Here is a 22,034-nt window from a genome sequence, read left to right on the forward strand (position 1 = left end):
GACTTCTTATGTTTATTGGAGTGCAGCGTGGCTGCGCTTGATAAAGCGTAGAGCAAAGGTCGGGCCAGTGCCTTGCAGGCCAGGTAAATCAAGGCTTTAGGGTTTGTTGCAAGGCGTTGCTGTGACAGCTTTGGGACAGTCGGGGTGACAGTTTGTACCACCGGCGATACAACCTGTGACCCATGGGTCGCCCCGGGATTGCAATGCGCCAAGGCGTGGAGGATGCTGGGCGTCCCGGTCCGCGGTGTGTCCCACGCAACAGGAGAACAATAAGAAGATGCAAAACGATCATTTCAGCCGCCATGCCCGGCAAGTCCTGACGGTCACCCGTGGGCAAGACCCGCTGCACGGTCCCGGCAGCGATCCCTCGATTGCCCGTTCCTGGCTGCGCTGCCTGGAGGACTATCACCTCGACCCGGCACTGACCATTGCCCCCACGGTGCTGGAGCACGATCGCTTGCTGGAAAGCCGCGAGCGCCTGCAGCAGGTGCTGCACATCGCCGGCACCGAAATGAACAATTTGCATCAACAGCTTTCCGGCACCGGGCACGCGGTGCTGTTGACCGATGCGCGTGGGGTGATCCTCAACTGCGTCACCGCGCCTAGCGAGCGCAAGGTGTTCGAGCATGCCGGCCTATGGCTCGGCGCTGACTGGAGCGAGGCCTGCGAAGGCACCAACGGCATCGGCACCTGCCTGGTGGAGCGCCAGGCCCTGACCATTCATCGCGACGAACACTTTCGCGGGCGCCACACCGGCCTGACCTGTTCCGCCAGCCCGGTATTCGACCCCCATGGCGACCTGCTGGCAGTGTTGGACGTGTCCTCGGCCCGTGAGGCGGTATCGCGTCAGAGCCAGTTCCATACCATGGCGCTGGTCAATCTGTCGGCGAAGATGATCGAGAGCTGCTACTTCCTGCGCCACTTTGAAAACCACTGGTTGCTGCGTTTCCACCTGCAGGCCGAATCCGTGGGCCTGTTCAGCGAAGGGCTGCTGGCGTTCGACGGTGAAGGGCGGATCTGTGCGCTCAACCAAAGCGCGCAGAACCTGCTGGGGCTGCCACGCGGGCGTTTGCTGGGCCTGCCGGTGGAGATGTTTTTCGACTGCCGCCTGGATGACTTGCTCGGCCGCGCCAGTGCCAACGCCAGCGCCAGTTGGCCCTTGCGCACCCGCGATGGGCGCAGCCTGTTCGCGGTGTTGCGCGGCGAGGCCCGGCGGGCGCCCGGCCCACGGGTTCCGGCGCCGCCCAAGGTCGAGCGGCCGCGCGTGCCGGGCATCTGCCTGGGCGATGAGGCGCTGCAGAATGACTTTCGCAAGGCCCTGCGGGTCTTTGAGCGCGACGTGCCGCTGCTGATCAATGGCGAAACCGGCTCCGGCAAGGAGGCATTCGCCAAAGCCGTGCACCATGCCAGCCAGCGTGCCGACAAACCCTTCGTCGCCCTGAACTGCGCGGCCATCCCTGAGAGCCTGATCGAGAGCGAATTGTTCGGTTATCGCGGTGGCAGTTTCACCGGCTCCCGCAAGGAAGGCATGCGCGGCAAGCTGCAACAGGCCGATGGCGGTACCTTGTTCCTCGATGAAATCGGCGATATGCCGCTGGCGTTGCAGACCCGGTTGCTAAGAGTGTTGGAAGACCGGCTGGTGGTGCCCATTGGGGGTGAGCCGCAAGCGGTGGACGTGCGGGTGATCAGCGCGACGCACCGCAACTTGCAGGAACGTGTGCGTGACGCCAGTTTCCGCGAGGACTTGTATTACCGGCTCAATGGCCTGGAAATCGCCTTGCCGCCGTTGCGCGAGCGCACTGACAAGTCGCAGTTGCTGGACTTTCTTCTGGCGCAGGAAGCGCAGGGGCAGACAATCGTACTTGATGACGATGCGCGTCAGGCACTGTTGGACTTCTCGTGGCCGGGTAACGTGCGACAGATGCGCACGGTGTTGCGTACGTTGGCTGCACTCTGCGAGGGCGCACGGGTCGGGTTGAGCGATTTGCCTGCGATAATTGGCCGGGTGCCTGTCCAGGCGCGAACCGTCGTCAAGCAGCCGTTGGAAGATGCCGAGCGGCTGGCATTGCTGAACATGCTGGAGCAGCAGCGCTGGCATATGACCCTTGCTGCAGAGCAGTTGGGCATTAGCCGCAATACGCTGTACCGCAAGCTGCGCAAGCATGGAATTGCGTTGCGTTCTGCGGGCTGAGCGAGGGTAAAGACCGCTCCTGTGCTTTGACGCCTGTGCTGATCAATTCGCCCTCATGATCTCTGTTCAATGGGCATGGGTGTAATAGGGATTAATATATTTGTTGTGAAGTTGTGTGTGTTTGCTAGCGTGCTGGTTGCGACTTGGTGGGGTGATTATTTAATGCATTTATTGTTTTTAGGTGTTGGCATGATTCGTCGGTGTGAAAAGTGTTGCGGTTGAAGTGTGATGCTATTGGTTGTAATGGTTCATTTAATTTGTGTGTTGTGTGGAACTGAAGTCTGCCTATCTCATACTCAAGTGGAAAGGATGGTTCATCGTTTATGATGCTTTGACACTAGGGATGAATAAAATTGATAGTAATCACGTCGTTGACGTGTTTTTTACTATATAGGTGGCAATATGAATATTTCAGGTTTTCCTGTTTCGGTTCCGTTGCACGTGAATGATCCCGTGGATGGCTTGCCCCGGCAACAGGCATCAGCCGTTACGAAAAGTGCGTCCTACTTTGATGAAACGGCGCAAACTCCGGACACCCAGGCGTCCAGCGAGGCGAACAGTACGGGTGAAAATTCGGGTGAAGGCGCTGTGCGAGTCAGGCGCGGGTTTGGATCCCCTCGCCTTCCTCGACCGTTTTCCAGCGCAGGATCAAAGGCCCTTAAAGTCCCCTCTAATGGGATCGCCGGTAAATTTGTACAGACAGCGTCAGTAAAGCCCAATGTGGCTCCCCGTCCGACTGCAGGGGCCTCGAACAGCAAGGGGATAGCTAACTTCAGGGACATTGTGTTCAAAACGCAGCACCCTGGCGCCTCACTGCCCGTTGGGCCCAAGCCCGTGGTTGCGCAACCCAAGACATTTGGCGATGTTGCCACCAATCTGATTGCGGCTGATCGCCTGGTCAAGGCCGGTGTGTTTAAAACCGATACACCTTTGAAAACTGTAGCTCGCGATGCTTTTGTGAGTGCGTCCGTAAATGGCCTGGTTAGTACTCCGTTGAGTATTGGTACTTATGCCGGATCGGTTTGGAGCGGTGAAACCATCAAGGGTAGCTTTAGCGCCACTACCCCATTATTGCCCCCGGCCCACCAGCCGGCTCCGAGTCAGCAATCCAATGGCGTTACGCCAGCGGCAGGCGGTACAGGAGAGCAAGACGCCACAATGATTAAGTTGCGGTTGGATAATGCCGAGACAAAGTTGCTGTACGCGGTTAACACTATTCAACTGCTGGCTGAGGGAGGGGATGGTGAGGCTCTTACGAAAGATCCGAACTGGCCAACCGAGACAAATGCGCGTATCAAAAAACTTGAGGAGCTGTACAGCGCAGCAGAGAAAAATATGGAGCTGACGGCTGCGGAAAACGGTTTTATTTTCAAGCCGTATAAAGAAGAATCAGTGGTCGAGCCTAAAACTGTTACCAGTCGCCTGGATGTACTTGATAAAAGGAACGAGACAATCAATAACTTCATTGCGAGGATGGTTGCTATTCGGGAAGTGGAAACAAAAGGCAAGAAAGAGATAGTTTGATAGTGGTCTATCTGCTTTTGGTTCGGTGGTTTGAGTTCGGTTGTATGTTTTACTAAGTAGCAGCTGTCAGGCCCGGTATTTTGCGGGAGTTCTTAAATGCCGGGCTTGATTCCAGTGTACTGAATTGCAAAAAAGAGTAGAAAAGTCCCTCGACTGTTTATCAGTGAGCGCCACGCTCAGTGGCGGAAAAGATCGCACGCTAATCGCTAAAAGAGTGCGAATTTTCCCACCCTACGCTAACCTGCCTCGATGTTTTACGAGGTCGACTATGCACATTCATATTCTCGGTATTTGCGGCACCTTCATGGGCTCAATGGCGGTCCTGGCCAAAGAGCTGGGGCATCACGTCACCGGCTCCGATGCCAACGTCTATCCGCCCATGAGCACGCAGTTGCAGGCCCAGGGCATTGAGCTGACCCAAGGTTACGACCCGGCGCAATTCGATCCGGTCCCGGACCTGGTGGTGATCGGCAATGCCATGTCCCGTGGCAACCCTGCCGTGGAGTACGTGCTGAACAAAGGCCTGCCCTATGTGTCCGGCCCGCAATGGCTGGCCGATCACGTGCTGCAGGGCCGTTGGGTGCTGGCGGTAGCCGGTACCCATGGCAAGACCACCACCAGCAGCATGCTGGCCTGGGTGTTGGAACATGCAGGCATGAGCCCCGGCTTCCTGATCGGCGGCGTGCCACAGAATTTCTCGGTGTCGGCGCGTTTGGGCGATACACCGTTTTTTGTGATCGAGGCCGATGAATACGACAGCGCCTTCTTCGACAAACGCTCCAAGTTCGTTCACTACCGCCCGCGCACGGCGATTTTGAACAACCTGGAGTTCGATCATGCGGACATCTTCCCTGATCTGCCGGCCATCGAGCGGCAATTCCACCATCTGGTACGCACCATTCCCAGCGAAGGCCTGGTGATTCACCCCACCACCGAGCCGGCTTTGCAGCGCGTGATCGAGATGGGCTGCTGGACGCCGGTACAAACCACTGGCGCCGGCGGGCAGTGGCAGGTCAAGTTGTTGAGCGAGGATGGCAGCCAATTCGAAGTGCTGTTTGAGGGCGAGGCCCAAGGCATCGTCGATTGGGACATGACCGGCCAGCATAACGTCGCCAACGCCCTGGTGACCCTGGCCGCAGCCCGGCATGTCGGCGTGGTACCGGCCATGGGCATTGCCGCGCTGAGCGCGTTCAAGAGCGTCAAGCGGCGTATGGAAAAGGTCGCCGAAGTGAACGGGATTACCATCTACGACGACTTCGCCCACCACCCCACGGCGATCGCCACCACCCTCGACGGCCTGCGCAAGCGCGTTGGCGATGCGCCGGTGATTGCGATTATCGAGCCGCGGTCCAACTCCATGAAGCTGGGCGCGCACCGTGATGGCCTGCCGGAAAGCGTCAACGATGCCGACCAGGTGGTGTGGTACGCGCCGGCCAACCTGGGTTGGGACCTGGCCGCCGTGGCCAGGCTTTGCACGGTGCCGTCGATTGTCAGCGACTCCCTGGAAGGCATCATCGAACGGGTCAAAAGCCAGGCCAAGCCCGGTACCCACGTGGTGATCATGAGCAATGGCGGCTTTGGCGGCCTGCACGGCAAACTCGCCGAGGCGCTGCAATGAGCGGGCCGGAGCGCATCACGCTGGCGATGACCGGCGCCTCCGGCGCGCCCTATGGCTTGCGTTTGCTCGATTGCCTGGTGCGCGAAGACCGCGAGGTGCATTTCCTGATTTCCAAGGCCGCGCAATTGGTGATGGCCACCGAGACTGATGTTTCGCTGCCGCCCAAGGTGCAGATGATGCAGGCCTTCCTGACCGAATACACCGGTGCGGCGGCGGGGCAGATCAAGGTCTATGGCAAGGAAGACTGGATGTCGCCCGTGGCCTCCGGCTCCGGTGCGCCGGCGGCAATGGTGGTGGTGCCGTGTTCCACCGGCACCCTGTCGGCGATCGCCACCGGTGCCTGCAACAATCTGATCGAGCGCGCGGCGGACGTGACCTTGAAGGAGCGCCGCCAGTTGATCCTGGTGCCGCGCGAGGCGCCGTATTCGAGCATTCACCTGGAGCACATGCTCAAACTGTCGAATATGGGCGTGACCATCCTGCCGGCGTCGCCGGGCTTTTATCACCAGCCGCAGACCATTGATGACCTGGTGGATTTCGTGGTGGCACGGATTCTCAACCTGCTGAACATCCCTCAGGACATGTTGCCGCGCTGGGGTGAGCATCATTTGAGCAGCGATGAATAAAGCCCTGCTGATCGTGCTGGCCCTGCAACTGGCAGGCTGCGCCACCGTACGCACCCTGGATGCGGCGAAACCCGGTGCGCCGGTGGTGTATGCGGGCACGCGCCTGGATCTGTATGCGATGCAGGGTGGTTGCTGTGCCATGGACCGTTTTGGCGCCGAAGCGCCGAGCTACCCGGGCCTCGACCTGCCGGCCAGCGCGCTGCTCGACACGCTGCTGTTGCCGCTGTCGGCGTTGACGGTATTGGGGGTTGGGTTTAATGCGACGGGTGGGTTGTAGCCTGTAGCGATGGTTGTGGTCTGGGCGGGCCCCATCGCAGGCAAGCCAGCTCCCCCATTTGATCGGTGAATGCATTCATGTGGGAGCCGGGCTTGCCCGCGATGAGGCCCGCCCGGTCACCGCAGATTCACTTGCCGAGCTTACGCAACTCATCCGACTCGACAATCCGCACGCCGTCCTGCTCCTCCAGGGCCAGGCGCCACATGGCCCGGGCCAGCTCACACACTTCGATGCCACGATACTTGCCGGGAATCAGCCGCGACAACGGCCCTGCGAGTTTCTCCGCCAGGCGTGTCTCCAGGCGCTCGCCCAGTAGCAGCGAGGGCCGCACGATGGTCAGTTGCGGCCAACCCTGAGCCTGCAAGGCCTGCTCCATCTCACCCTTGACCCGGTTATAGAACACCGAGGATTTGGGGTCGGCGCCTATCGCGCTGATCACGATCAGGTGTCGTGCGCCCATCTCCCGGGCGCGCTTGCCGAACGCCACCACCAGGTCCAGGTCTACGGCGCGGAACGCCTGCTCGGAACCTGCCTGCTTAAGCGTGGTGCCCAGGCAGCAGAAGGCCAGGTCGACCCGGCCGCTCAGTTGTGGCAGCAATGTGCTGGGGTCGCCGACCGGGTTTTCCAGGTGCGGATGTTCGGCCAGTGGCCGGCGGCTGGGCGCCAATACGCGGGTGACGGTAGGCTCGTTGAGCAGGCGGTCCAGCAGATGTTCCCCGGTCAAGCCCGAGGCTCCGGCAAGCAATATATGCTGAGGCGTCAAGTACATAGTGTTTCCCCCCTTGATACAGTTTCAGCTTAGTTGCTCTTTGCTTCCTTGCTATTGATAGAGACGCTTTCCAGCGCCTTTCGTGCCTGCTGTTTACGTAATTGTTGCCAACGGGCGATCACGCTCTTGGGGGCCCAGATCTGTGGTTCGGAGGCTTCGAAGTTGTCCGCTATTTCCCGTTCGGTCACATGCCGTTGGGCCAGCTTGAAGGCGTGCTGCAAATCGTCGGTCTGGGTCAGGGCCTGGGCGAACAGGGCGTCGCCAAAGTAGGTGAAGTCGGCTTCTTCCGAGCAGCCAAACGACACGCGGTCGGCGCGGGAGGCGGTCATGATCAGGGTGTGTTCATCCTTGAGCGCCGGGATGAAACCGCCGGAGTAGCAGGCGGAAATCACGATGACCTTGTCGCGGTTTTTCAGCGGCGCCATCACCGCCGCCAGTTCGTCGCTCGGCAGGTCGGCCAGCTCCATGCGCGGTTGGTCGAGCACCAGTTGGTGTTCGTGGGTGCCGTGGCTGGTCAGGTAGATAAACACCAGGTCTTCAGGCCCGGTGCGCTCGGCCAGGGTCTGCACGGCGCGGCGCAGGCTTTCGCGGGTCGCCATCGGGCGCTCGGCGATATGGTCGCGGTGGTTGACCAGGCGGATCTGCCCGCGGGCGCCGAAACGGCTGGCCAGCAGGTTGCTGACGTAATCGGCCTCGCGCAGGAATACGCTTTGCTTGCCGTCACCGGCCACCACCAGGCTGTACAGCTCGACAGCCGGGGTGGATGCTGGCACGGCGGCGAGGGCGTCGTCGAGCAAGCGGCCCTGGGCCAGCACCCCGACTTCCAGGGTGTCGGGCAACAGCTTGCCGTCGGCATCGCGTACGCGCAGGCCGTTGGCCCAGGTCCCGGCTTGCACCGTGCCATCGGTGAGTACCAGGGTGCCTTGGCCGTGATAGCTGTCGTTGTCGAATCCGCCGATATAGAAGCTGCCATCGCTGAGGTTCAGGCGCCCCTCACCGGTAAAGCGCCAGTCGCTGAAGTACCCGATGTAATGGCTGCCGTCCACGCCGGTCAGCTCACCCTTGCCGCTCAGGGCGCCTTCGCGGAACTCACCGGTCCACACGTCGCCGTCGGCGTTTTCGTAACGACCCTTGCCGTTGAGTTGGTTCTGCTTGAAGTGGCCGACGTACATGTCGCCTTCGGCGCTGTTGAAGGTACCGTTGCCTTCCAGTTGGCCATTGACGAAACGGCCGCTGAACTGGTTGCCGCTGTCGTCGTTGCGCTGGCCTTCGCCGTTGGGCTTGCCGTGGGCAAATTGGCCCTGGTACTGGCTGCCGTCGGGCAGTTCCAGGCGGCCGAGGCCGGAGTATTGGTCGTCTTTGAATTCGCCGCGATAGGTCATTTGCCCCTCTTTGAGGGTGCCTTCGCCGTTGCGCCGGCCTTGCTTGAAGCCGCCAACGTAGGTGTTGGCCGCCGTGGTCAGGGTGCCCTGGCCATCGAACAGGCCCTGCTGGAACTGGCCTTTATAGACCTCGCCATTGCTGCCATGCCATTCGCCCTGGCCGTGCCATTGGCCTTTGTCGAATTGCCCGGCGTACCAGCTGCCGTTGGGGTAGTCCACCCGGCCCTGGCCTTGCAGCAGCCCATCGACTACATCCCCGCGATAACGCCCACCGTCCGGCAGCCGGGCATCGGGCGGCAACAGGGATTCGCCGTCGCCGCAAGCGGTGAGCAACAAGGCGAGAGCAAGGGGGACGAGTGGGCGCATAGCGGGATCCGGGTAATTGAGCGCCGAGTATGCCGCAGCGGGGGAAGCTATACCTAGTGGTCTGTGTGCGAATAAGGACTTGTCGGCGATGGCGCGGCTGCTGGCGCTATCGCCGGCAGGCCGGCTCCTACAGGTGTGTCAGACGAAGCACAGTGACAGCGACTCGGCGATGTAGGCCGGTTTTTCCTGGCCGTCGATTTCCAGGGTGCAGCTGGCCTTGAGCAGCCACTGGCCAGGCTTTTTCTCGGTGGCGTCGGTGAGGGTCACCGCCAGGCGTACCTTGGAGTTGACTTTCACCGGCTGGATAAAGCGCACGCTGTCCAGGCCGTAGTTGACCGCCATCTTCAAACCCTCGGGCATGATCAGGATGTCTTCGATCAATTTGGGGATCAGCGACAGCGACAGAAAGCCATGGGCGATGGTGCTGCCAAACGGAGTCTGGGCGGCTTTTACCGGGTCGACGTGGATGAACTGAAAATCGCCGGTCGCTTCCGCGAACAGGTTGATACGCTCCTGGTCGATGGTGAGCCATGCGGAACGTCCCAGTTCCTTGCCGACATATTCATTGAGTTGCGCTACAGGTACAAAGGGCATTGCGACTCTCCTTGGTTCATCTATCTCTCCCTGGCGGCACGGGCACGCTGGCGCCGGCAGGGGGTTGTTGTTTTAGGTGGTTTGCAGAGAACCAATGTAGATCATCATGGGCAAATGGCCCGGTCAACCCACCATGCTTTTGGCGAATGCCTGTTCATAGGAGCGGCGTGCTTATAATGCCCACGGGCTTTTGGGGGAGAAAAACCCATGTTGTTACGCGGTTTGACATGGCTGGTGTTGTTCCAATTGCTGGGCACGGCAATCAATCACTTGTTCCTGCCGGTTTTGCCGGGGCCGATTGTCGGCCTGCTGTTGCTGCTGGCGTATCTGGTGTGGCGCGGCGAGGTCGGTGAGCCACTGAGCCTGGCGGCCGGCAGCCTGTTGCGTTACCTGCCGTTGCTGCTGGTGCCGCCGGCAGTGGGGGTGATGGTGTATGCCAAGGACATTGCCGCCGACTTCTGGGCCATCGTCGGGGCGCTGGTGTTGTCGCTGGTGATTGCCATGGCCTTTGTCGGCGTGCTCATGCAAAAGCTGGTCAAGCGCCAGGCACAGCGGGAGGAGGGGCAATGACCTTCGATTGGCAGGGCGCGTGGGCTGCGGTGATCCACCATCCCTTGTTTGGCATCGGCATTACCCTGGGCGCCTATCAACTGGTACTGGCGGGGTTCGAGAAAACCCGCTGGATCTTCCTGCAACCGGTGCTGGTCTCGATGTTGCTGGTGATCGGCGTGCTCCTGGGGTGCGGCCTGACCTATGTCGAATACCGCAAAAGTACCGAGATCATGAGCATCCTGCTGGGCCCGGCCACCGTGGCACTGGCGGTGCCGCTGTACCTGAACCTGCGACGGATTCGCCAGTTGTTTTGGCCGATTTTTACTACGCTGGTGGTGGGGGGCGTGTTTGCCACTGGCCTGTGCGTTTGGCTGGGTTGGTGGTTTGGCGCCGAACACATGGTGCTGATGACCATGGCGCCCAAGTCGGTGACCTCGCCCATCGCCATGCTGGTGGCCGAGCAGATCGGCGGCGTCGCGGCACTGGCGGCGGTGTTCGTGCTGATCACCGGGGTGATCGGGGCGATGATCGGGCCGGCCTTTCTGTCGTACCTGGGCGTGCACACCCCGGAGGCGCGGGGCATGGCCCTGGGCATGACCGCCCACGCGGTCGGCACCTCGGTGGCCTTGCAGGAAAGCGAGGAGTGCGGCGCCTTTGCGGCATTGGCGATGAGTTTGATGGGCGTGGCCACGGCAGTATTCCTGCCATTGGCCGTGTCTTTGGCGATTTAAGTCGGGTTTAAGGAACGCTTTATGAGTCTGGCGTTGTTCCCTCTCAATACTGTGCTGTTTCCAGGCTGCACCCTCGACCTGCAGCTGTTCGAGGCGCGCTACCTGGACATGATCAGTCGCTGTATGAAAAAGGGCGAAGGCTTTGGTGTGGTGTGCATCCTCGATGGCCAGGAAGTCGGCCTCGCGCCGGACGGCTATGCATTGATGGGGTGCGAAGCGCTGATTCGGGATTTCAAGCAGCAGGACAATGGCCTGCTGGGGATCCGTGTCGAGGGTGGGCGCAGGTTTCGGGTGCGGGAGGCGCAGGTCCAGCGCGATCAACTACTGGTCGCCGATGTCGAGTGGCTGCAAGAGCAGCCCGAGCGCCCGTTGGATGAGGAAGACGCCGACCTGTTGGCCCTGCTGCAGGCACTGGCCGAGCATCCGATGGTCGCCTCACTGGATATGGGGGCCGACGTGCACGGGCAGCAGGAACTGGGCAACCGCCTGGCCTACCTGTTGCCGTTTACCGACGCCGACAAGATCGAGCTGTTGCAGCTCGACGATCCGGTGCTGCGCCTGGATGCGATTCAGGTGCTGCTGGATGAATTGCAGGGCGAGCTGTTCGCTTGAGTGTCGTTATCTCGGAATAATCCATGACCGCTTCGGATTTTTCATCGTTGCCGCGTGCCCATCGCCTGAAATAGTGGAGGCTCCGCCACCACTATCAGGGAATGAACATGATTCGATTATCGCCATCGGAGCAACTGGTCTGGGACGCATTTTTTGTCAGCGTAACCGCGCAAGTGATTCAGCAGGCCCGCGATCGCGGCCCCGAATACATTGCCGAGCGGGCTGCCGAAATTGCCGATGAAATGTTGCTGGAGCGCCGGGAACGCTGCGCCGAACGGCGTCACGCTCCCGTGGACTGGGTCGGCCCGGCCTAGCTCAGTAAGCGTAGCGCAGCAGGGCATGGGAGGTGCCGGTCAGGGCAAAGAACCCCAGGACCGCCACGCAACCCGGCACGATCAACCACCACACCTTCGGCGCCATGGGCGGCAGCAGGCTGTGGCGCTGGCTCAAGGTCAGGCTGAAGGCGCAGACCGTCATGGCCAGCAAGGTGCCGGCGAGGATATCGCTCGGCCAGTGGGCCCCCAGATATACCCGCGACAACGCAATGGCAGCGGCCGGAATGGCGCCCAATAGCAGCCACGCCAGGCGCATGCGGGTCGGTTGGCCGCGACCGGCCAGCACCGCCAGCGCGAGGAAGAACGCAAACGAGCCAGAGGCGTGACCGCTGGGCATGCTGAAGCTGGTCAGCGGGTCGACGAGGATTTCTGGCCGGCCGCGGGCAAAGAACAGCTTGCTCCCAGTGTTGATCAGCGCGGCCCCGAGCAGGGTGGCCCCGACGAAAATCGCCTGGCGCCATTGTCGCGCCAGCAGCAGCAGGCCGGTCAGCACCGCGCTGGCGACGAACATCTTCTTGAACTCGCCCAACTGGGTGGTCATCACCATGATCCGGTCCATCGCCGGGCCTCGGTGTTCCTGGACCAGGGCCATCAAACCCTGGTCAAAATGGTTCAGGTACGGATAACCAATAAACATCGCGATCAACAACGCCAGGCTGGCGCAGCCCATCCACAACGTGGCCCGGCGATGGCCGCGCAAGGTGCTGTTGAGGGCGATGCCGAACAACACGGCCAGGCACGCGGCAACCACCCCGGCCTCGGGCCAGAACCCTTCGGGCAGCGGCAACCGAAACGCCGCGCCGGCGGCCCAGCCCGGCAACAGATAGGCGATTGACCAGCCGGTGGCGGCCAGCACGCTAACGGCGGCGAAGCGCGGGAACGGCATATCACACATCCCGGCGACCATGGGCAGCATGGGGCGCAATGGGCCGATGAAGCGTCCTACCAGCAGGCTGACGATGCCGTACTTCTGGAAGTAGGCCTCGGCCCCGTCCATCCACTCGGGATGATGGCGCAAGCCGGGCAGGCGCCGGATGTTCTGGTGGAAATGCCGGCCCAGGTAGTAGGAAATCCCGTCGCCCAAGAGCCCGCCGAGCAAGCCCAGCAGCAGGGTTTCACTCAGGGACAGCGCGCCGCTGCCGGCCAGTGCGGCAATCGCAAACAGCAGCACCGTGCCTGGCACGATAATCCCGGCGATGGCCAGGCATTCCACAAAGGCGACGATAAACACCGCCGCGGCCAGCCATTGCGGGTTAAGGGTCAGCCAGCCAGTAATGCCATCGAGCCATGGGCCCATACAATCCTCTCCATCAGTGGTGATGTCCCTCTATAGGGGCGAGCTTGTGTGGGAGCGGGCTTGCTCGCGATGCAGGCGACTCGGTATGACTGACAGACCGAGGTGATGCTATCGCGAGCAAGCCCGCTCCCCCATAAGCCCATTCCTGCAGGGCATATTTCAAATCAAAACGTAATCGCGGCCTTCGACCTGGCCGCGTCGCAACGGGTTCCGTGTGCAATAGGGCGCATAGCCGCCATCGACAAAGCGATACATCAGGTGTTCATCGCGCCCGCCGGGAATGCCCAGGCGGGTGGTCTGGATAATCTGCGTGGGGGCCAGGCCCACATCCTCGACGTACAGCTGCTCCTGGTCGAAGCGCTTGGCGTCCCACATTGGCACCTTTAAACCCAGGGCCTTGCACAGCAGGGTTTGCCCGGCGCAAAGCTTCTGGGCCGGGCGCGGACGGCCGCTGGCGTCGGGGTTGTTGAGGAGCATTTGCGCCAGGCTGGCAGGCCCTGATACCTCATCCACCCAGGGGTAGGCCGACTTGATCAGCACGGCATTGCCTGGCCCCTGGGCACTGAAGTTCAGGGAGTCACCGCCACGGGCGTAGTACATATAGATGTGGCCGCCATCCAGAAACAAAGCCTTACGCTTTTCTGTGTAGCCGAGGGACGCATGGCTGCCTTTTTCGGCCAAATAATAGGCTTCGGTTTCAATAATTCGCGCCGACAGCCACAACTCGCCGACCCGATGGCGGATGACTTTGCCCAGCAAATCTTTCGCGAGCGTTTGCGCGTCGCGGTCGAAAAAGCCATCAGGCAGGGGGTTGGCGGGGAGCTTTGGGTGAGAACTGGACATGACGATGGACGGTTGCGCAGGCCAAATGTGACAGGATGATATCAACTTCAGCCTTAATCACCGCTGAACGTCGAGTTTTTACAGTTCATTTCGACCATCCGCCCCTCACCGCTGTCCGTAGGACGGCGCGACAGCTATAATCTGCCGCTTTCCTCTTTGCCAAGATCCCACCAGACCATGACTGAGTCCGTTCTTGACTACATGACCCGCCTGGGTCGCGCTGCCCGTCAGGCCTCGCGGTTGATCGCCCGTGCGAGCACCGCGCAGAAGAACCGTGCCCTGCTGGCAGCCGCCGATGCTCTGGATGCCTCGCGCTCCGAGTTGACCGCTGCCAACGAGCTGGACCTGGCCAACGGCCGGGCCAATGGTCTGGAGCCGGCATTGCTGGATCGCCTGGCGCTGACGCCGGCCCGTATCGACGACATGATCGAAGGCTTGCGCCAGGTGGCCAAGCTGCCGGACCCCATCGGTGAGATCCGCGACATGCGCTACCTGCCGTCAGGTATCCAGGTTGGCAAGATGCGCGTGCCTCTGGGCGTGATCGGCATCATCTATGAGTCGCGGCCCAATGTGACCATCGACGCCGCGAGCCTGTGCCTGAAGTCCGGCAACGCCACCATCCTGCGCGGCGGCTCCGAAGCGATCCATTCCAACCGCGCCATCGCCGCCTGCATCCAGCAAGGCCTGGCCGTGGCCGAGTTGCCGGCTGAAGTGGTGCAAGTGGTGGAAACCACCGACCGCGCCGCCGTCGGGGCGCTGATCACCATGCCGGAGTTTGTCGACGTAATTGTTCCACGCGGCGGCAAGGGCCTGATCGAACGTGTCAGCCGCGATGCCAAGGTGCCAGTTATCAAGCACCTGGATGGCGTCTGCCATGTGTTTATCGACGTGGCGGCCGATCTCGACAAGGCGATCCGCATTGCCGATAACGCCAAGACCCACCGCTACGCGCCGTGCAACACCATGGAAACCCTGTTGGTCCACGCCGGCATTGCCGAGCGCGTGTTGCCGCCGCTGGCTGCAATCTACCGTGACAAAGGCGTGGAGCTGCGGGGTTGCGAGCGTACCCGGGCATTGCTGGGCAGCGACGTGATCGAAGCCACCGAGCAGGACTGGTACACCGAATACACGGCGCCGATCCTGTCGATTCGTATCGTCGATGACCTGGACCAGGCCATCGAGCACATCAATACCTACGGCTCCAAGCATACCGATGCCATTGTTTCCGAGCATTTCAGCGATGCCCGGCGTTTCCTCACCGAAGTAGACTCTGCTTCGGTGATGATCAACGCCTCGACGCGTTTTGCCGACGGCTTCGAGTACGGCCTGGGGGCGGAGATCGGGATTTCCACGGACAAGCTGCATGCCCGTGGCCCGGTGGGCCTGGAAGGCCTGACCAGCGAGAAGTACGTGGTCTTTGGCGATGGTCATGTGCGCACTTGATGGGTAAACGCATCGGGCTGCTCGGCGGTACCTTCGACCCCGTGCACATCGGCCATTTGCGCAGTGCCCTGGAAGTGGCGGATACCCTCGGGCTGCAAGAGCTGCGGCTGATCCCCAATGCCAGGCCGCCGCACCGGGACACACCGCAGGTCAGCGCGCAGGAGCGCCTGGCGATGGTGCAGTGTGCGGTGGCCGGGATTGCCCCGTTGGTGGTGGACGACCGCGAGCTCAAACGCGATAAACCGTCCTACACTATCGACACCCTGGAACAGACGCGGGCCGAGTTGGCCGCCGATGACCAGTTGTTTCTGCTTTTGGGCTGGGACGCATTTTGCGGACTGCCCACTTGGCATCGCTGGGAAGAGTTGCTCCAGCATTGCCACATCCTGGTTTTGCAACGCCCGGATGCCGACAGCGAACCGCCGGATGCCTTGCGCAACCTGCTGGCAGCGCGGTCGGTAAGTGACCCACAGGCCCTGACCGGGCCGAGCGGGAATATTGCATTCGTCTGGCAGACCCCGCTTGCGGTGTCCGCCACCCAGATCCGTCAACTGCTGGCCAGCGGTAAGTCGGTACGTTTCCTGGTGCCTGACGCGGTCCTGGCCTACATCGATGCGCACGGGCTTTACCGTGCGTCGAACTGAAAAGGCGCGCTTGAAGGCACGAATAGTCGTGTATTGAAGCGCCCGAACTAATGAGCAAAACGAGTTTTATATGACGAACAAAGACGTAAGCAAAGTTAAGCGCAAAGGCACGTTCAAGAGCGCACCGTTGCCAGTGGAAGCCCTGCTGGTCCCGGCCCCTGAAGGCGAAGCGCTGGTTGCGCTGGCCGTAGCCGCCCTGGAAGACGTGAAGGCCCAGGACATCCAGGTCCTGGACGTGCGCGACAAGCAAAGCATCACCGATTTCATGATCATCGCCACCGGTACCTCCAACCGCCAGATCGGCGCGATGCTGGACAAGGTTCGCGAAGCCGTCAAAGCCCAGGGCGTCAAGCCACTGGGTGAAGAAGGCAAGGGCGATAGCGACTGGGTGCTGGCTGACCTGGACACCGTGATCGTACACATGATGACCAGCAACGCTCGCCAGTTCTACGACCTGGAGCGTCTGTGGAAAGGCGCCGAGCAGAGCCGTGCTGCCGATGGCAAGCACCACAGCCCTGAAGTCGGTCACGCGCACTTCGACAAGCTCAACAAAGACCAGGAATAAGGAACGGCTGTGCGCCTGCGTCTGATCGCTGTCGGTTCACGCATGCCCAAGTGGGTGGAAGAAGGCTGGCATGAATATGCCAAGCGTCTGCCATCCGAACTTGCGCTGGAACTGGTGGAAATACCCCTCAACACCCGGGGCAAGAACGCCGATGTGGCGCGCTTTATCCGTCAGGAAGGCGAGGCGATGCTGGCCAAGGTCGGTGCCAACGAGCGCATCGTCACCCTTGAGGTGCACGGCAAACCCTGGAGCACCGAGCAGTTGGCGGTGGAACTGGATCGCTGGCGCCTGGATTCGCGCACGGTCAACTTCATGGTCGGCGGCCCCGAGGGGCTGGCGCCGGAAGTTTGTGCACGGGCCGATCAGCGCTGGTCGCTGTCGCCCCTGACGTTGCCCCATCCGCTGGTGCGGATTCTGATTGGTGAACAGCTGTATCGCGCCTGGACAGTCCTGTCCGGGCACCCTTACCACAAATAGTCTGCGCCCTGCCTGATGACCCAGCCGATCCGCATCAAGGACCACGAGAAAGACGCACGTCTTGTACGCGCGCGCGTGATCTTTGGCGCGATCGCGGTGGTGGCGTTGATGTGCGTGTTGATCGCCCGTCTGTATTACCTGCAGGTGATCCAGTACGAGTATCACTCCACGTTGTCGGAAAACAACCGGGTTCATGTGCAGCCGATCCCGCCGACCCGTGGCCTGATTTTCGACCGCAATGGCGTGGTGATTGCCGATAACCGGCCCAGTTTCAGCCTGAGCATGACCCGCGAACGGTCCGGTGACTGGCAGCAGATCCTTGATGTGATTGTCGAGGTGCTGCAACTGACGCCGGAAGACCGGGCGATCTTCGAGAAGCGCATGAAGCAGGGGCGGCGCCCGTTTGAACCGGTGCCGATCCTGTTTGAGCTGACTGAAGAGCAGATCGCCAGGATCGCCGTGAACCAGTTCCGCCTGCCGGGGGTGGAGGTGGTGGCGCAACTGGTGCGGCATTACCCGCAGGGGGCGCACTTTGCCCACTCGGTCGGTTATATGGGGCGGATCAACGAAAAAGAGCTGAAAACCCTCGATCCGGTCAATTACAGCGGCACCCACCATATCGGCAAGACCGGTATCGAGCGCTTCTACGAGCCGGAACTGCACGGCCAGGTGGGTTACGAGGAAGTCGAGACCAACGCCCGTGGCCGGGTGCTGCGGGTGCTCAAGCGCACCGACCCGATTCCCGGCAAGGACATTGTCCTGAGCCTGGATATCAAGCTGCAGGAGGCCGCGGAAATGGCCCTCGGCGGGCGTCGTGGTGCGGTGGTCGCGCTGGACCCGAACACCGGCGAGGTCCTGGCCATGGTCAGCCAGCCGAGTTTCGACCCCAACCTGTTTGTCACCGGGATCAGCTTCAAGGCCTATGCCGAGTTGCGTGATTCCATCGACCGGCCGTTGTTCAACCGGGTGCTGCGCGGTTTGTATCCACCAGGTTCGACCATCAAGCCGGCGGTGGCGATTGCCGGCCTGGATGCCGGTGTCGTTACCGCCTCCAGCCGGGTCTACGATCCGGGTTACTACATGTTGCCCAACTACGATCACAAATACCGTAACTGGAACCGTACCGGCGACGGCTATGTGGACCTAGATACGGCGATCATGCGTTCCAACGACACCTACTTCTATGACCTGGCCCACAAGCTGGGGATTGATCGTTTATCGACTTACATGGGCAAGTTCGGCCTCGGTCAGAAAGTGTCCCTGGATATGTTTGAAGAATCCCCAGGCCTGATGCCGTCCCGCGAGTGGAAGCGCGCCACCCGGCGCCAGGCCTGGTTCCCCGGTGAGACGCTGATCCTGGGGATCGGCCAGGGCTATATGCAGGCCACGCCCTTGCAACTGGCCCAGGCCACGGCGCTGGTGGCCAGCAAAGGCAAGTGGATTCGTCCGCACCTGGCCAAGACCATCGAGGGTGAACAGCCGGTGGATGAAAACCCGATCCCGGACATCGTCCTGCGCGACCCGTCCGACTGGGCCAAGGTCAACCACGGCATGCAACAAGTGATGCACGGCGCGCGAGGCACGGCGCGCAAGGCGGCCATTGGCGCGCAGTATCGGATTGCCGGCAAGAGCGGGACCGCCCAGGTGGTCGCAATCAAGCAGGGCGAGAAATACGACCGCTCCAAAGTCCAGGAACGCCATCGCGACCACGCCTTGTTCGTCGGTTTCGCCCCGGCCGACAACCCGAAAATCACCGTGGCGGTGATGGTCGAGAACGGCGAGTCCGGTTCCGGCGTGGCCGCCCCGGTGGTGCGCCAGATCATGGACGCCTGGTTGCTGGACCAGGACGGCAAGCTCAAGCCTGAGTTTGCCAACCCTTCAAGCGCGGAGGCTACGGCCCGTGAAGAGTAATTTCGACCGCATTCTCTCCAGTGAGGATGTGATGCGCCGCCGCGCCACCTTGTTGCAGCGCATGCACATTGATGGCCCGTTGCTGATCCTGCTGCTGACCCTGGCAGCCGGTAGCCTGTTCGTGCTGTATTCGGCCAGTGGCAAGAACTGGGACCTGCTGATCAAGCAGGCGTCCTCGTTTGGCCTGGGCCTGTTGTCGATGGTGGTTATCGCCCAGCTGGAGCCGCGCTTCATGGCGCGCTGGGTGCCGCTGGGGTATGTCGCCGGGGTGCTGCTGCTGGTGGTGGTGGACGTCATGGGTCACAACGCCATGGGCGCCACCCGTTGGATCAATATCCCGGGGGTGATTCGCTTCCAACCGTCGGAATTCATGAAGATCCTCATGCCGGCCACCATCGCCTGGTACCTGGCCAAGCGCACCTTGCCGCCGCAGCTCAAGCATGTGGGGATCAGCCTGATCCTGATCGGCATTCCATTCATTCTGATCGTGCGCCAGCCGGACCTCGGCACCGGCCTGCTGATTCTTGCTGGCGGTGCATTCGTGTTGTTCATGGGCGGTCTGCGCTGGCGCTGGATCGTCAGTGTGCTGGTGGCGGCTGTGCCGGTGGCTGTCGCCATGTGGTTCTTCTTCATGCACGACTATCAGAAGCAGCGAGTCCTGACCTTCCTCGACCCCGAGAGCGATCCGCTGGGCACCGGCTGGAACATCATCCAGTCCAAGGCGGCCATCGGTTCCGGCGGCGTGTTTGGCAAGGGTTGGTTGCTGGGCACCCAGTCGCACCTGGACTTCCTGCCGGAAAGCCACACTGACTTTATTATCGCGGTGATGGGCGAGGAGTTCGGCCTGGTGGGCATCTGCGCACTGTTGCTGATCTACTTGCTGTTGATCGGGCGTGGCCTGGTGATTACCGCGCAAGCGCAGACGTTGTTCGGCAAATTGCTTGCCGGCGCGCTGACAATGACTTTTTTTGTTTACGTTTTCGTCAACATCGGTATGGTCAGTGGCCTGCTGCCGGTGGTTGGGGTGCCGTTGCCGTTCATTAGCTACGGCGGAACTTCGTTGGTGACATTACTGTCAGCGTTTGGGGTCTTGATGTCGATCCATACCCATCGCAAGTGGATCGCACAGGTTTGAATAAGGTGAAGATGTCAATGCAAGCAATGCGCGGCTGGGCTGCTCGGTATGCGTCCTGTCTGGGCTTGGTGGGCGCCTTTGGCGCTGCACAGCCAGCCCTGGCCGGCGATTACGACGGCTCGCCCCAGGTCGCCGAGTTTGTCGGTGAGATGACGCGTGACTATGGTTTCGCCGGCGAACAACTGATGGGCGTGTTCCGCGAGGCCCAGCGCAAGCAGTCGATCCTCGACGCGATCTCTCGCCCCGCCGAGCGCGTCAAACAGTGGAAGGACTATCGCCCGATGTTCCTCACCGACGCCCGGGTGGCGCGGGGTGTGGACTTCTGGCGCCAGCACGAGGCCGTACTGGCCCGTGCCGAGCAGGAATATGGCGTGCCGGCCCAGGTGATCGTGTCGATCATCGGCGTTGAAACCTTTTACGGGCGCAATACCGGCAGCTACCGGGTGATCGACGCCTTGTCGACCCTGGGCTTCGATTACCCACCCCGTGCCGAATTCTTCCGCAAGGAACTGCGCGAGTTCCTGCTGCTGGCCCGTGAAGAGCAGGTCGACCCATTGACCCTCAAAGGCTCCTACGCCGGGGCCATGGGCCTGCCACAGTTCATGCCGAGCAGCTTTCGCGCCTACGCCGTGGACTTCGACGGTGATGGCCATATCAACATCTGGAGCAACCCCGATGATGCCATCGGCAGCGTTGCCAGCTACTTCAAGCGTCACGGCTGGGTGGCTGGCGAGCCGGTGGTGATTCGCGCCAATGTCACGGGCGATCGCGCCGATGAAGGCCTGACCCAGGGCATCGAGCCGGTGAAAACCGTCGGGGAGTTGCGGGCGTTGGGCTGGTCAAGTCATGATGCGCTGCGCGATGATATGCCGGTTACCGCCTTCCGCCTGGAGGGCGCAGACGGCCCGGAATACTGGATGGGCCTGAAGAATTTTTACGCAATCACGCGTTATAACCGCAGTGTGATGTACGCCATGGCCGTACATCAGCTGTCAGACATGCTGGTTCAAGCACGGGGCGTCAAGTAATGCGGGTATCGCCGATCAATAAACCGCTCAAGCTGGTGGCGCTTGCCGCATTGTCCTTGCTGGTTGTCAGTTGCTCCACCAGCCGTGCGCCGGTGCAGAAGGCCGGTGGCCCGGTAGTCCGCGCGCAGCCGGGGCTGGATATCAACCGGGCTCACAAGGACGGCGCGCCGTGGTGGGACGTCGACGTCTCGCGCATCCCGGATGCCACGCCGACCCTGCATACCGGCAACTATAAAGCCAACCCCTACACGGTACTGGGCAAGACCTACTTCCCGCTGCAGGAATCCAAGAACTATGTGCAGTCGGGCACCGCGTCCTGGTACGGCACCAAGTTCCACGGGCAGAACACCGCCAACGGCGAAGTGTATGACCTGTACGGCATGAGCGCGGCCCACAAGACCTTGCCGCTGCCGGCCTATGTACGGGTGACCAACCTGGACAACAACCGCGTGGTAATTCTGCGGGTCAACGACCGTGGGCCGTTCTACTCCGACCGAATCATCGACTTGTCCTACGCAGCCGCGAAAAAACTCGGCTATGCCGAATCCGGCACGGCGCGGGTCAAGGTCGAAGGCATCGATCCGGCCCAGTACTGGGCCCAGCGCGGCAAGCCAGCGCCATTGATGCTCAATGAACCACAAAGCGCCCAACCGCAGATCACCGCTTCGGCGGGCAAGGTCGAGCAGTGGACGCCGCCGCCCCAGCAGCACGCCGCGCCAGTCGTGGCCGTGCCACAGGCGGCGCCGGGCAATGCAGCGGGCGGGCAGTACCTGCAAGTCGGTGCTTTCGCCAACCCGGATGCGGCAGAACTGTTAAGGTCCAAGCTCAGCGGGATGGTCAGCGCGCCAGTCTTTATCAGCTCCATCGTGCGTAACCAGCAGACCCTGCACCGGGTACGCCTGGGCCCCATCGGCTCGGCGGGCGAGATTGCCCAGGTACAGAACAGCGTGCGATTGGCCAACCTGGGTCAGCCCAGCGTGGTCGGCGCCGAATAAGCAGTAGCGGATCGAGGGTGCTGGCACGCTTGCGCGCCGGGGCCCTGGTTGCAGGCTCTTCGAATAATAAAAACCCGAAGGCAAGGGTTGAGCTGGCAACTGAATACGCGACAGCCTGG

General features: G+C 61.5%; 22 protein-coding genes. 17 read left to right on the plus strand and 5 right to left on the minus strand.

Annotated elements, in window-relative coordinates; translation table 11 throughout:
* The first annotated feature begins 277 nt into the window (after positions 1-277).
* From PSFL_RS00620 to PSFL_RS00640, 5 genes are all read left to right on the plus strand, one after another.
* Positions 278-2,191 (plus strand): sigma-54-dependent Fis family transcriptional regulator, encoded by a 1,914-nt coding sequence (locus PSFL_RS00620; RefSeq protein WP_397469550.1) that lies wholly within the window; start codon positions 278-280, stop codon positions 2,189-2,191.
* 402 nt (positions 2,192-2,593) lie between these two features.
* Positions 2,594-3,715, plus strand: a complete 1,122-nt coding sequence (locus tag PSFL_RS00625) for a hypothetical protein (RefSeq protein ID WP_147283359.1) — start codon at positions 2,594-2,596, stop codon at positions 3,713-3,715.
* Between the two features lie 268 nt (positions 3,716-3,983).
* Positions 3,984-5,333, plus strand: a complete 1,350-nt coding sequence (mpl, locus tag PSFL_RS00630; protein ID WP_057960713.1) for a UDP-N-acetylmuramate:L-alanyl-gamma-D-glutamyl-meso-diaminopimelate ligase — start codon at positions 3,984-3,986, stop codon at positions 5,331-5,333.
* A complete protein-coding gene (gene ubiX, locus PSFL_RS00635) occupies positions 5,330-5,959 on the plus strand; it encodes a flavin prenyltransferase UbiX (protein ID WP_038443595.1) in 630 nt (209 codons plus the stop codon). The genes mpl and ubiX overlap by 4 nt, the downstream gene beginning before the upstream one ends.
* Positions 5,952-6,236, plus strand: a complete 285-nt coding sequence (locus PSFL_RS00640; protein WP_057438997.1) for a YceK/YidQ family lipoprotein — start codon at positions 5,952-5,954, stop codon at positions 6,234-6,236. The genes ubiX and PSFL_RS00640 overlap by 8 nt, the downstream gene beginning before the upstream one ends.
* Positions 6,237-6,363: 127 nt before the next feature.
* Here PSFL_RS00640 and PSFL_RS00645 read toward each other — a convergent pair whose 3' ends face one another.
* From PSFL_RS00645 to PSFL_RS00655, 3 genes are all read right to left on the minus strand, one after another.
* Positions 6,364-7,005 carry an oxidoreductase gene (locus PSFL_RS00645; protein WP_115129084.1) on the minus strand — a complete coding sequence of 214 codons (642 nt, stop codon included), beginning with the start codon at positions 7,003-7,005 and terminating at the stop codon, positions 6,364-6,366.
* A 29-nt stretch (positions 7,006-7,034) separates the two neighbouring features.
* Positions 7,035-8,753, minus strand: coding sequence for a C13 family peptidase (locus PSFL_RS00650; protein WP_397469551.1), 1,719 nt, complete (start codon positions 8,751-8,753; stop codon positions 7,035-7,037).
* Positions 8,754-8,891: 138 nt separating this feature from the next.
* A complete protein-coding gene (locus tag PSFL_RS00655; protein ID WP_057438998.1) occupies positions 8,892-9,347 on the minus strand; it encodes a MaoC family dehydratase in 456 nt (151 codons plus the stop codon).
* Positions 9,348-9,554: 207 nt separating this feature from the next.
* On the opposite strand from PSFL_RS00655, the gene PSFL_RS00660 reads away from it, so the two are divergent.
* The 4 genes from PSFL_RS00660 (at position 9,555) to PSFL_RS00675 (ending at position 11,556) form a co-directional block, all read left to right on the plus strand.
* Positions 9,555-9,917: a CidA/LrgA family protein gene (locus PSFL_RS00660; protein WP_057438999.1), complete on the plus strand. Its 363-nt coding sequence runs from the start codon at positions 9,555-9,557 to the stop codon at positions 9,915-9,917.
* Positions 9,914-10,630, plus strand: a complete 717-nt coding sequence (locus PSFL_RS00665) for an LrgB family protein (protein WP_169959814.1) — start codon at positions 9,914-9,916, stop codon at positions 10,628-10,630. The genes PSFL_RS00660 and PSFL_RS00665 overlap by 4 nt, the downstream gene beginning before the upstream one ends.
* 21 nt (positions 10,631-10,651) lie before the next feature.
* On the plus strand, positions 10,652-11,242 hold the full coding sequence (locus PSFL_RS00670; RefSeq protein ID WP_057439001.1) for an LON peptidase substrate-binding domain-containing protein: 591 nt from the start codon (positions 10,652-10,654) through the stop codon (positions 11,240-11,242).
* A gap of 107 nt (positions 11,243-11,349) precedes the next feature.
* On the plus strand, positions 11,350-11,556 hold the full coding sequence (locus PSFL_RS00675) for a hypothetical protein (RefSeq protein ID WP_057439037.1): 207 nt from the start codon (positions 11,350-11,352) through the stop codon (positions 11,554-11,556).
* A gap of 1 nt (position 11,557) precedes the next feature.
* Here PSFL_RS00675 and PSFL_RS00680 read toward each other — a convergent pair whose 3' ends face one another.
* Positions 11,558-12,874: a bifunctional DedA family/phosphatase PAP2 family protein gene (locus PSFL_RS00680; protein ID WP_057960708.1), complete on the minus strand. Its 1,317-nt coding sequence runs from the start codon at positions 12,872-12,874 to the stop codon at positions 11,558-11,560.
* A gap of 159 nt (positions 12,875-13,033) precedes the next feature.
* Complete coding sequence (locus PSFL_RS00685) at positions 13,034-13,717, minus strand: DNA-3-methyladenine glycosylase (protein ID WP_397469552.1); 684 nt, start codon at positions 13,715-13,717, stop codon at positions 13,034-13,036.
* Positions 13,718-13,894: 177 nt separating this feature from the next.
* Here PSFL_RS00685 and PSFL_RS00690 point away from each other — a divergent pair, with 177 nt between their 5' ends.
* From PSFL_RS00690 to PSFL_RS00725, 8 genes are all read left to right on the plus strand, one after another.
* Complete coding sequence (locus PSFL_RS00690; RefSeq protein WP_057960706.1) at positions 13,895-15,160, plus strand: glutamate-5-semialdehyde dehydrogenase; 1,266 nt, start codon at positions 13,895-13,897, stop codon at positions 15,158-15,160.
* Positions 15,160-15,804 carry a nicotinate-nucleotide adenylyltransferase gene (gene nadD, locus PSFL_RS00695; protein WP_057439003.1) on the plus strand — a complete coding sequence of 215 codons (645 nt, stop codon included), beginning with the start codon at positions 15,160-15,162 and terminating at the stop codon, positions 15,802-15,804. Before PSFL_RS00690 ends, nadD begins: the two co-directional genes overlap by 1 nt.
* Before the next feature lie 70 nt (positions 15,805-15,874).
* On the plus strand, positions 15,875-16,369 hold the full coding sequence (rsfS, locus tag PSFL_RS00700) for a ribosome silencing factor (RefSeq protein ID WP_032861691.1): 495 nt from the start codon (positions 15,875-15,877) through the stop codon (positions 16,367-16,369).
* A 9-nt stretch (positions 16,370-16,378) separates the two neighbouring features.
* Positions 16,379-16,846 carry a 23S rRNA (pseudouridine(1915)-N(3))-methyltransferase RlmH gene (rlmH, locus tag PSFL_RS00705; RefSeq protein WP_029292262.1) on the plus strand — a complete coding sequence of 156 codons (468 nt, stop codon included), beginning with the start codon at positions 16,379-16,381 and terminating at the stop codon, positions 16,844-16,846.
* Positions 16,847-16,861: 15 nt separating this feature from the next.
* On the plus strand, positions 16,862-18,757 hold the full coding sequence (gene mrdA, locus PSFL_RS00710; protein ID WP_115129078.1) for a penicillin-binding protein 2: 1,896 nt from the start codon (positions 16,862-16,864) through the stop codon (positions 18,755-18,757).
* A gap of 31 nt (positions 18,758-18,788) precedes the next feature.
* Entirely contained in the window at positions 18,789-19,892 is a 1,104-nt protein-coding gene (rodA, locus tag PSFL_RS00715) for a rod shape-determining protein RodA (RefSeq protein ID WP_050492738.1), read from the plus strand.
* A 17-nt stretch (positions 19,893-19,909) separates the two neighbouring features.
* Positions 19,910-20,920 (plus strand): lytic murein transglycosylase B, encoded by a 1,011-nt coding sequence (gene mltB, locus PSFL_RS00720; RefSeq protein WP_315492068.1) that lies wholly within the window; start codon positions 19,910-19,912, stop codon positions 20,918-20,920.
* Positions 20,920-21,915, plus strand: a complete 996-nt coding sequence (locus tag PSFL_RS00725) for a septal ring lytic transglycosylase RlpA family protein (RefSeq protein WP_115129076.1) — start codon at positions 20,920-20,922, stop codon at positions 21,913-21,915. The genes mltB and PSFL_RS00725 overlap by 1 nt, the downstream gene beginning before the upstream one ends.
* Positions 21,916-22,034 lie beyond the last annotated feature (119 nt).

The organism is Pseudomonas sp. DD1, from assembly GCF_044510355.1.
Classification (GTDB): domain Bacteria; phylum Pseudomonadota; class Gammaproteobacteria; order Pseudomonadales; family Pseudomonadaceae; genus Aquipseudomonas; species Aquipseudomonas shahriarae.

What these genes read in the sequence shown, in the direction of transcription:
- PSFL_RS00655 (WP_057438998.1), bottom strand. Translation starts at nt 9,347, where the DNA reads ATGCCCTTTGTACCTGTAGCGCAACTCAATGAATATGTCGGCAAGGAA.
- rsfS (WP_032861691.1), top strand. Translation starts at nt 15,875, where the DNA reads ATGACGAACAAAGACGTAAGCAAAGTTAAGCGCAAAGGCACGTTCAAG.
- PSFL_RS00675 (WP_057439037.1), top strand. Translation starts at nt 11,350, where the DNA reads ATGATTCGATTATCGCCATCGGAGCAACTGGTCTGGGACGCATTTTTT.
- ubiX (WP_038443595.1), top strand. Translation starts at nt 5,330, where the DNA reads ATGAGCGGGCCGGAGCGCATCACGCTGGCGATGACCGGCGCCTCCGGC.
- PSFL_RS00640 (WP_057438997.1), top strand. Translation starts at nt 5,952, where the DNA reads ATGAATAAAGCCCTGCTGATCGTGCTGGCCCTGCAACTGGCAGGCTGC.
- rodA (WP_050492738.1), top strand. Translation starts at nt 18,789, where the DNA reads ATGCGCCGCCGCGCCACCTTGTTGCAGCGCATGCACATTGATGGCCCG.
- PSFL_RS00665 (WP_169959814.1), top strand. Translation starts at nt 9,914, where the DNA reads ATGACCTTCGATTGGCAGGGCGCGTGGGCTGCGGTGATCCACCATCCC.
- PSFL_RS00670 (WP_057439001.1), top strand. Translation starts at nt 10,652, where the DNA reads ATGAGTCTGGCGTTGTTCCCTCTCAATACTGTGCTGTTTCCAGGCTGC.
- PSFL_RS00645 (WP_115129084.1), bottom strand. Translation starts at nt 7,005, where the DNA reads ATGTACTTGACGCCTCAGCATATATTGCTTGCCGGAGCCTCGGGCTTG.
- mpl (WP_057960713.1), top strand. Translation starts at nt 3,984, where the DNA reads ATGCACATTCATATTCTCGGTATTTGCGGCACCTTCATGGGCTCAATG.
- PSFL_RS00685 (WP_397469552.1), bottom strand. Translation starts at nt 13,717, where the DNA reads ATGTCCAGTTCTCACCCAAAGCTCCCCGCCAACCCCCTGCCTGATGGC.
- mltB (WP_315492068.1), top strand. Translation starts at nt 19,910, where the DNA reads ATGCAAGCAATGCGCGGCTGGGCTGCTCGGTATGCGTCCTGTCTGGGC.
- nadD (WP_057439003.1), top strand. Translation starts at nt 15,160, where the DNA reads ATGGGTAAACGCATCGGGCTGCTCGGCGGTACCTTCGACCCCGTGCAC.
- PSFL_RS00725 (WP_115129076.1), top strand. Translation starts at nt 20,920, where the DNA reads ATGCGGGTATCGCCGATCAATAAACCGCTCAAGCTGGTGGCGCTTGCC.
- PSFL_RS00650 (WP_397469551.1), bottom strand. Translation starts at nt 8,753, where the DNA reads ATGCGCCCACTCGTCCCCCTTGCTCTCGCCTTGTTGCTCACCGCTTGC.
- PSFL_RS00625 (WP_147283359.1), top strand. Translation starts at nt 2,594, where the DNA reads ATGAATATTTCAGGTTTTCCTGTTTCGGTTCCGTTGCACGTGAATGAT.
- PSFL_RS00660 (WP_057438999.1), top strand. Translation starts at nt 9,555, where the DNA reads ATGTTGTTACGCGGTTTGACATGGCTGGTGTTGTTCCAATTGCTGGGC.
- PSFL_RS00620 (WP_397469550.1), top strand. Translation starts at nt 278, where the DNA reads ATGCAAAACGATCATTTCAGCCGCCATGCCCGGCAAGTCCTGACGGTC.
- PSFL_RS00680 (WP_057960708.1), bottom strand. Translation starts at nt 12,874, where the DNA reads ATGGGCCCATGGCTCGATGGCATTACTGGCTGGCTGACCCTTAACCCG.
- PSFL_RS00690 (WP_057960706.1), top strand. Translation starts at nt 13,895, where the DNA reads ATGACTGAGTCCGTTCTTGACTACATGACCCGCCTGGGTCGCGCTGCC.
- mrdA (WP_115129078.1), top strand. Translation starts at nt 16,862, where the DNA reads ATGACCCAGCCGATCCGCATCAAGGACCACGAGAAAGACGCACGTCTT.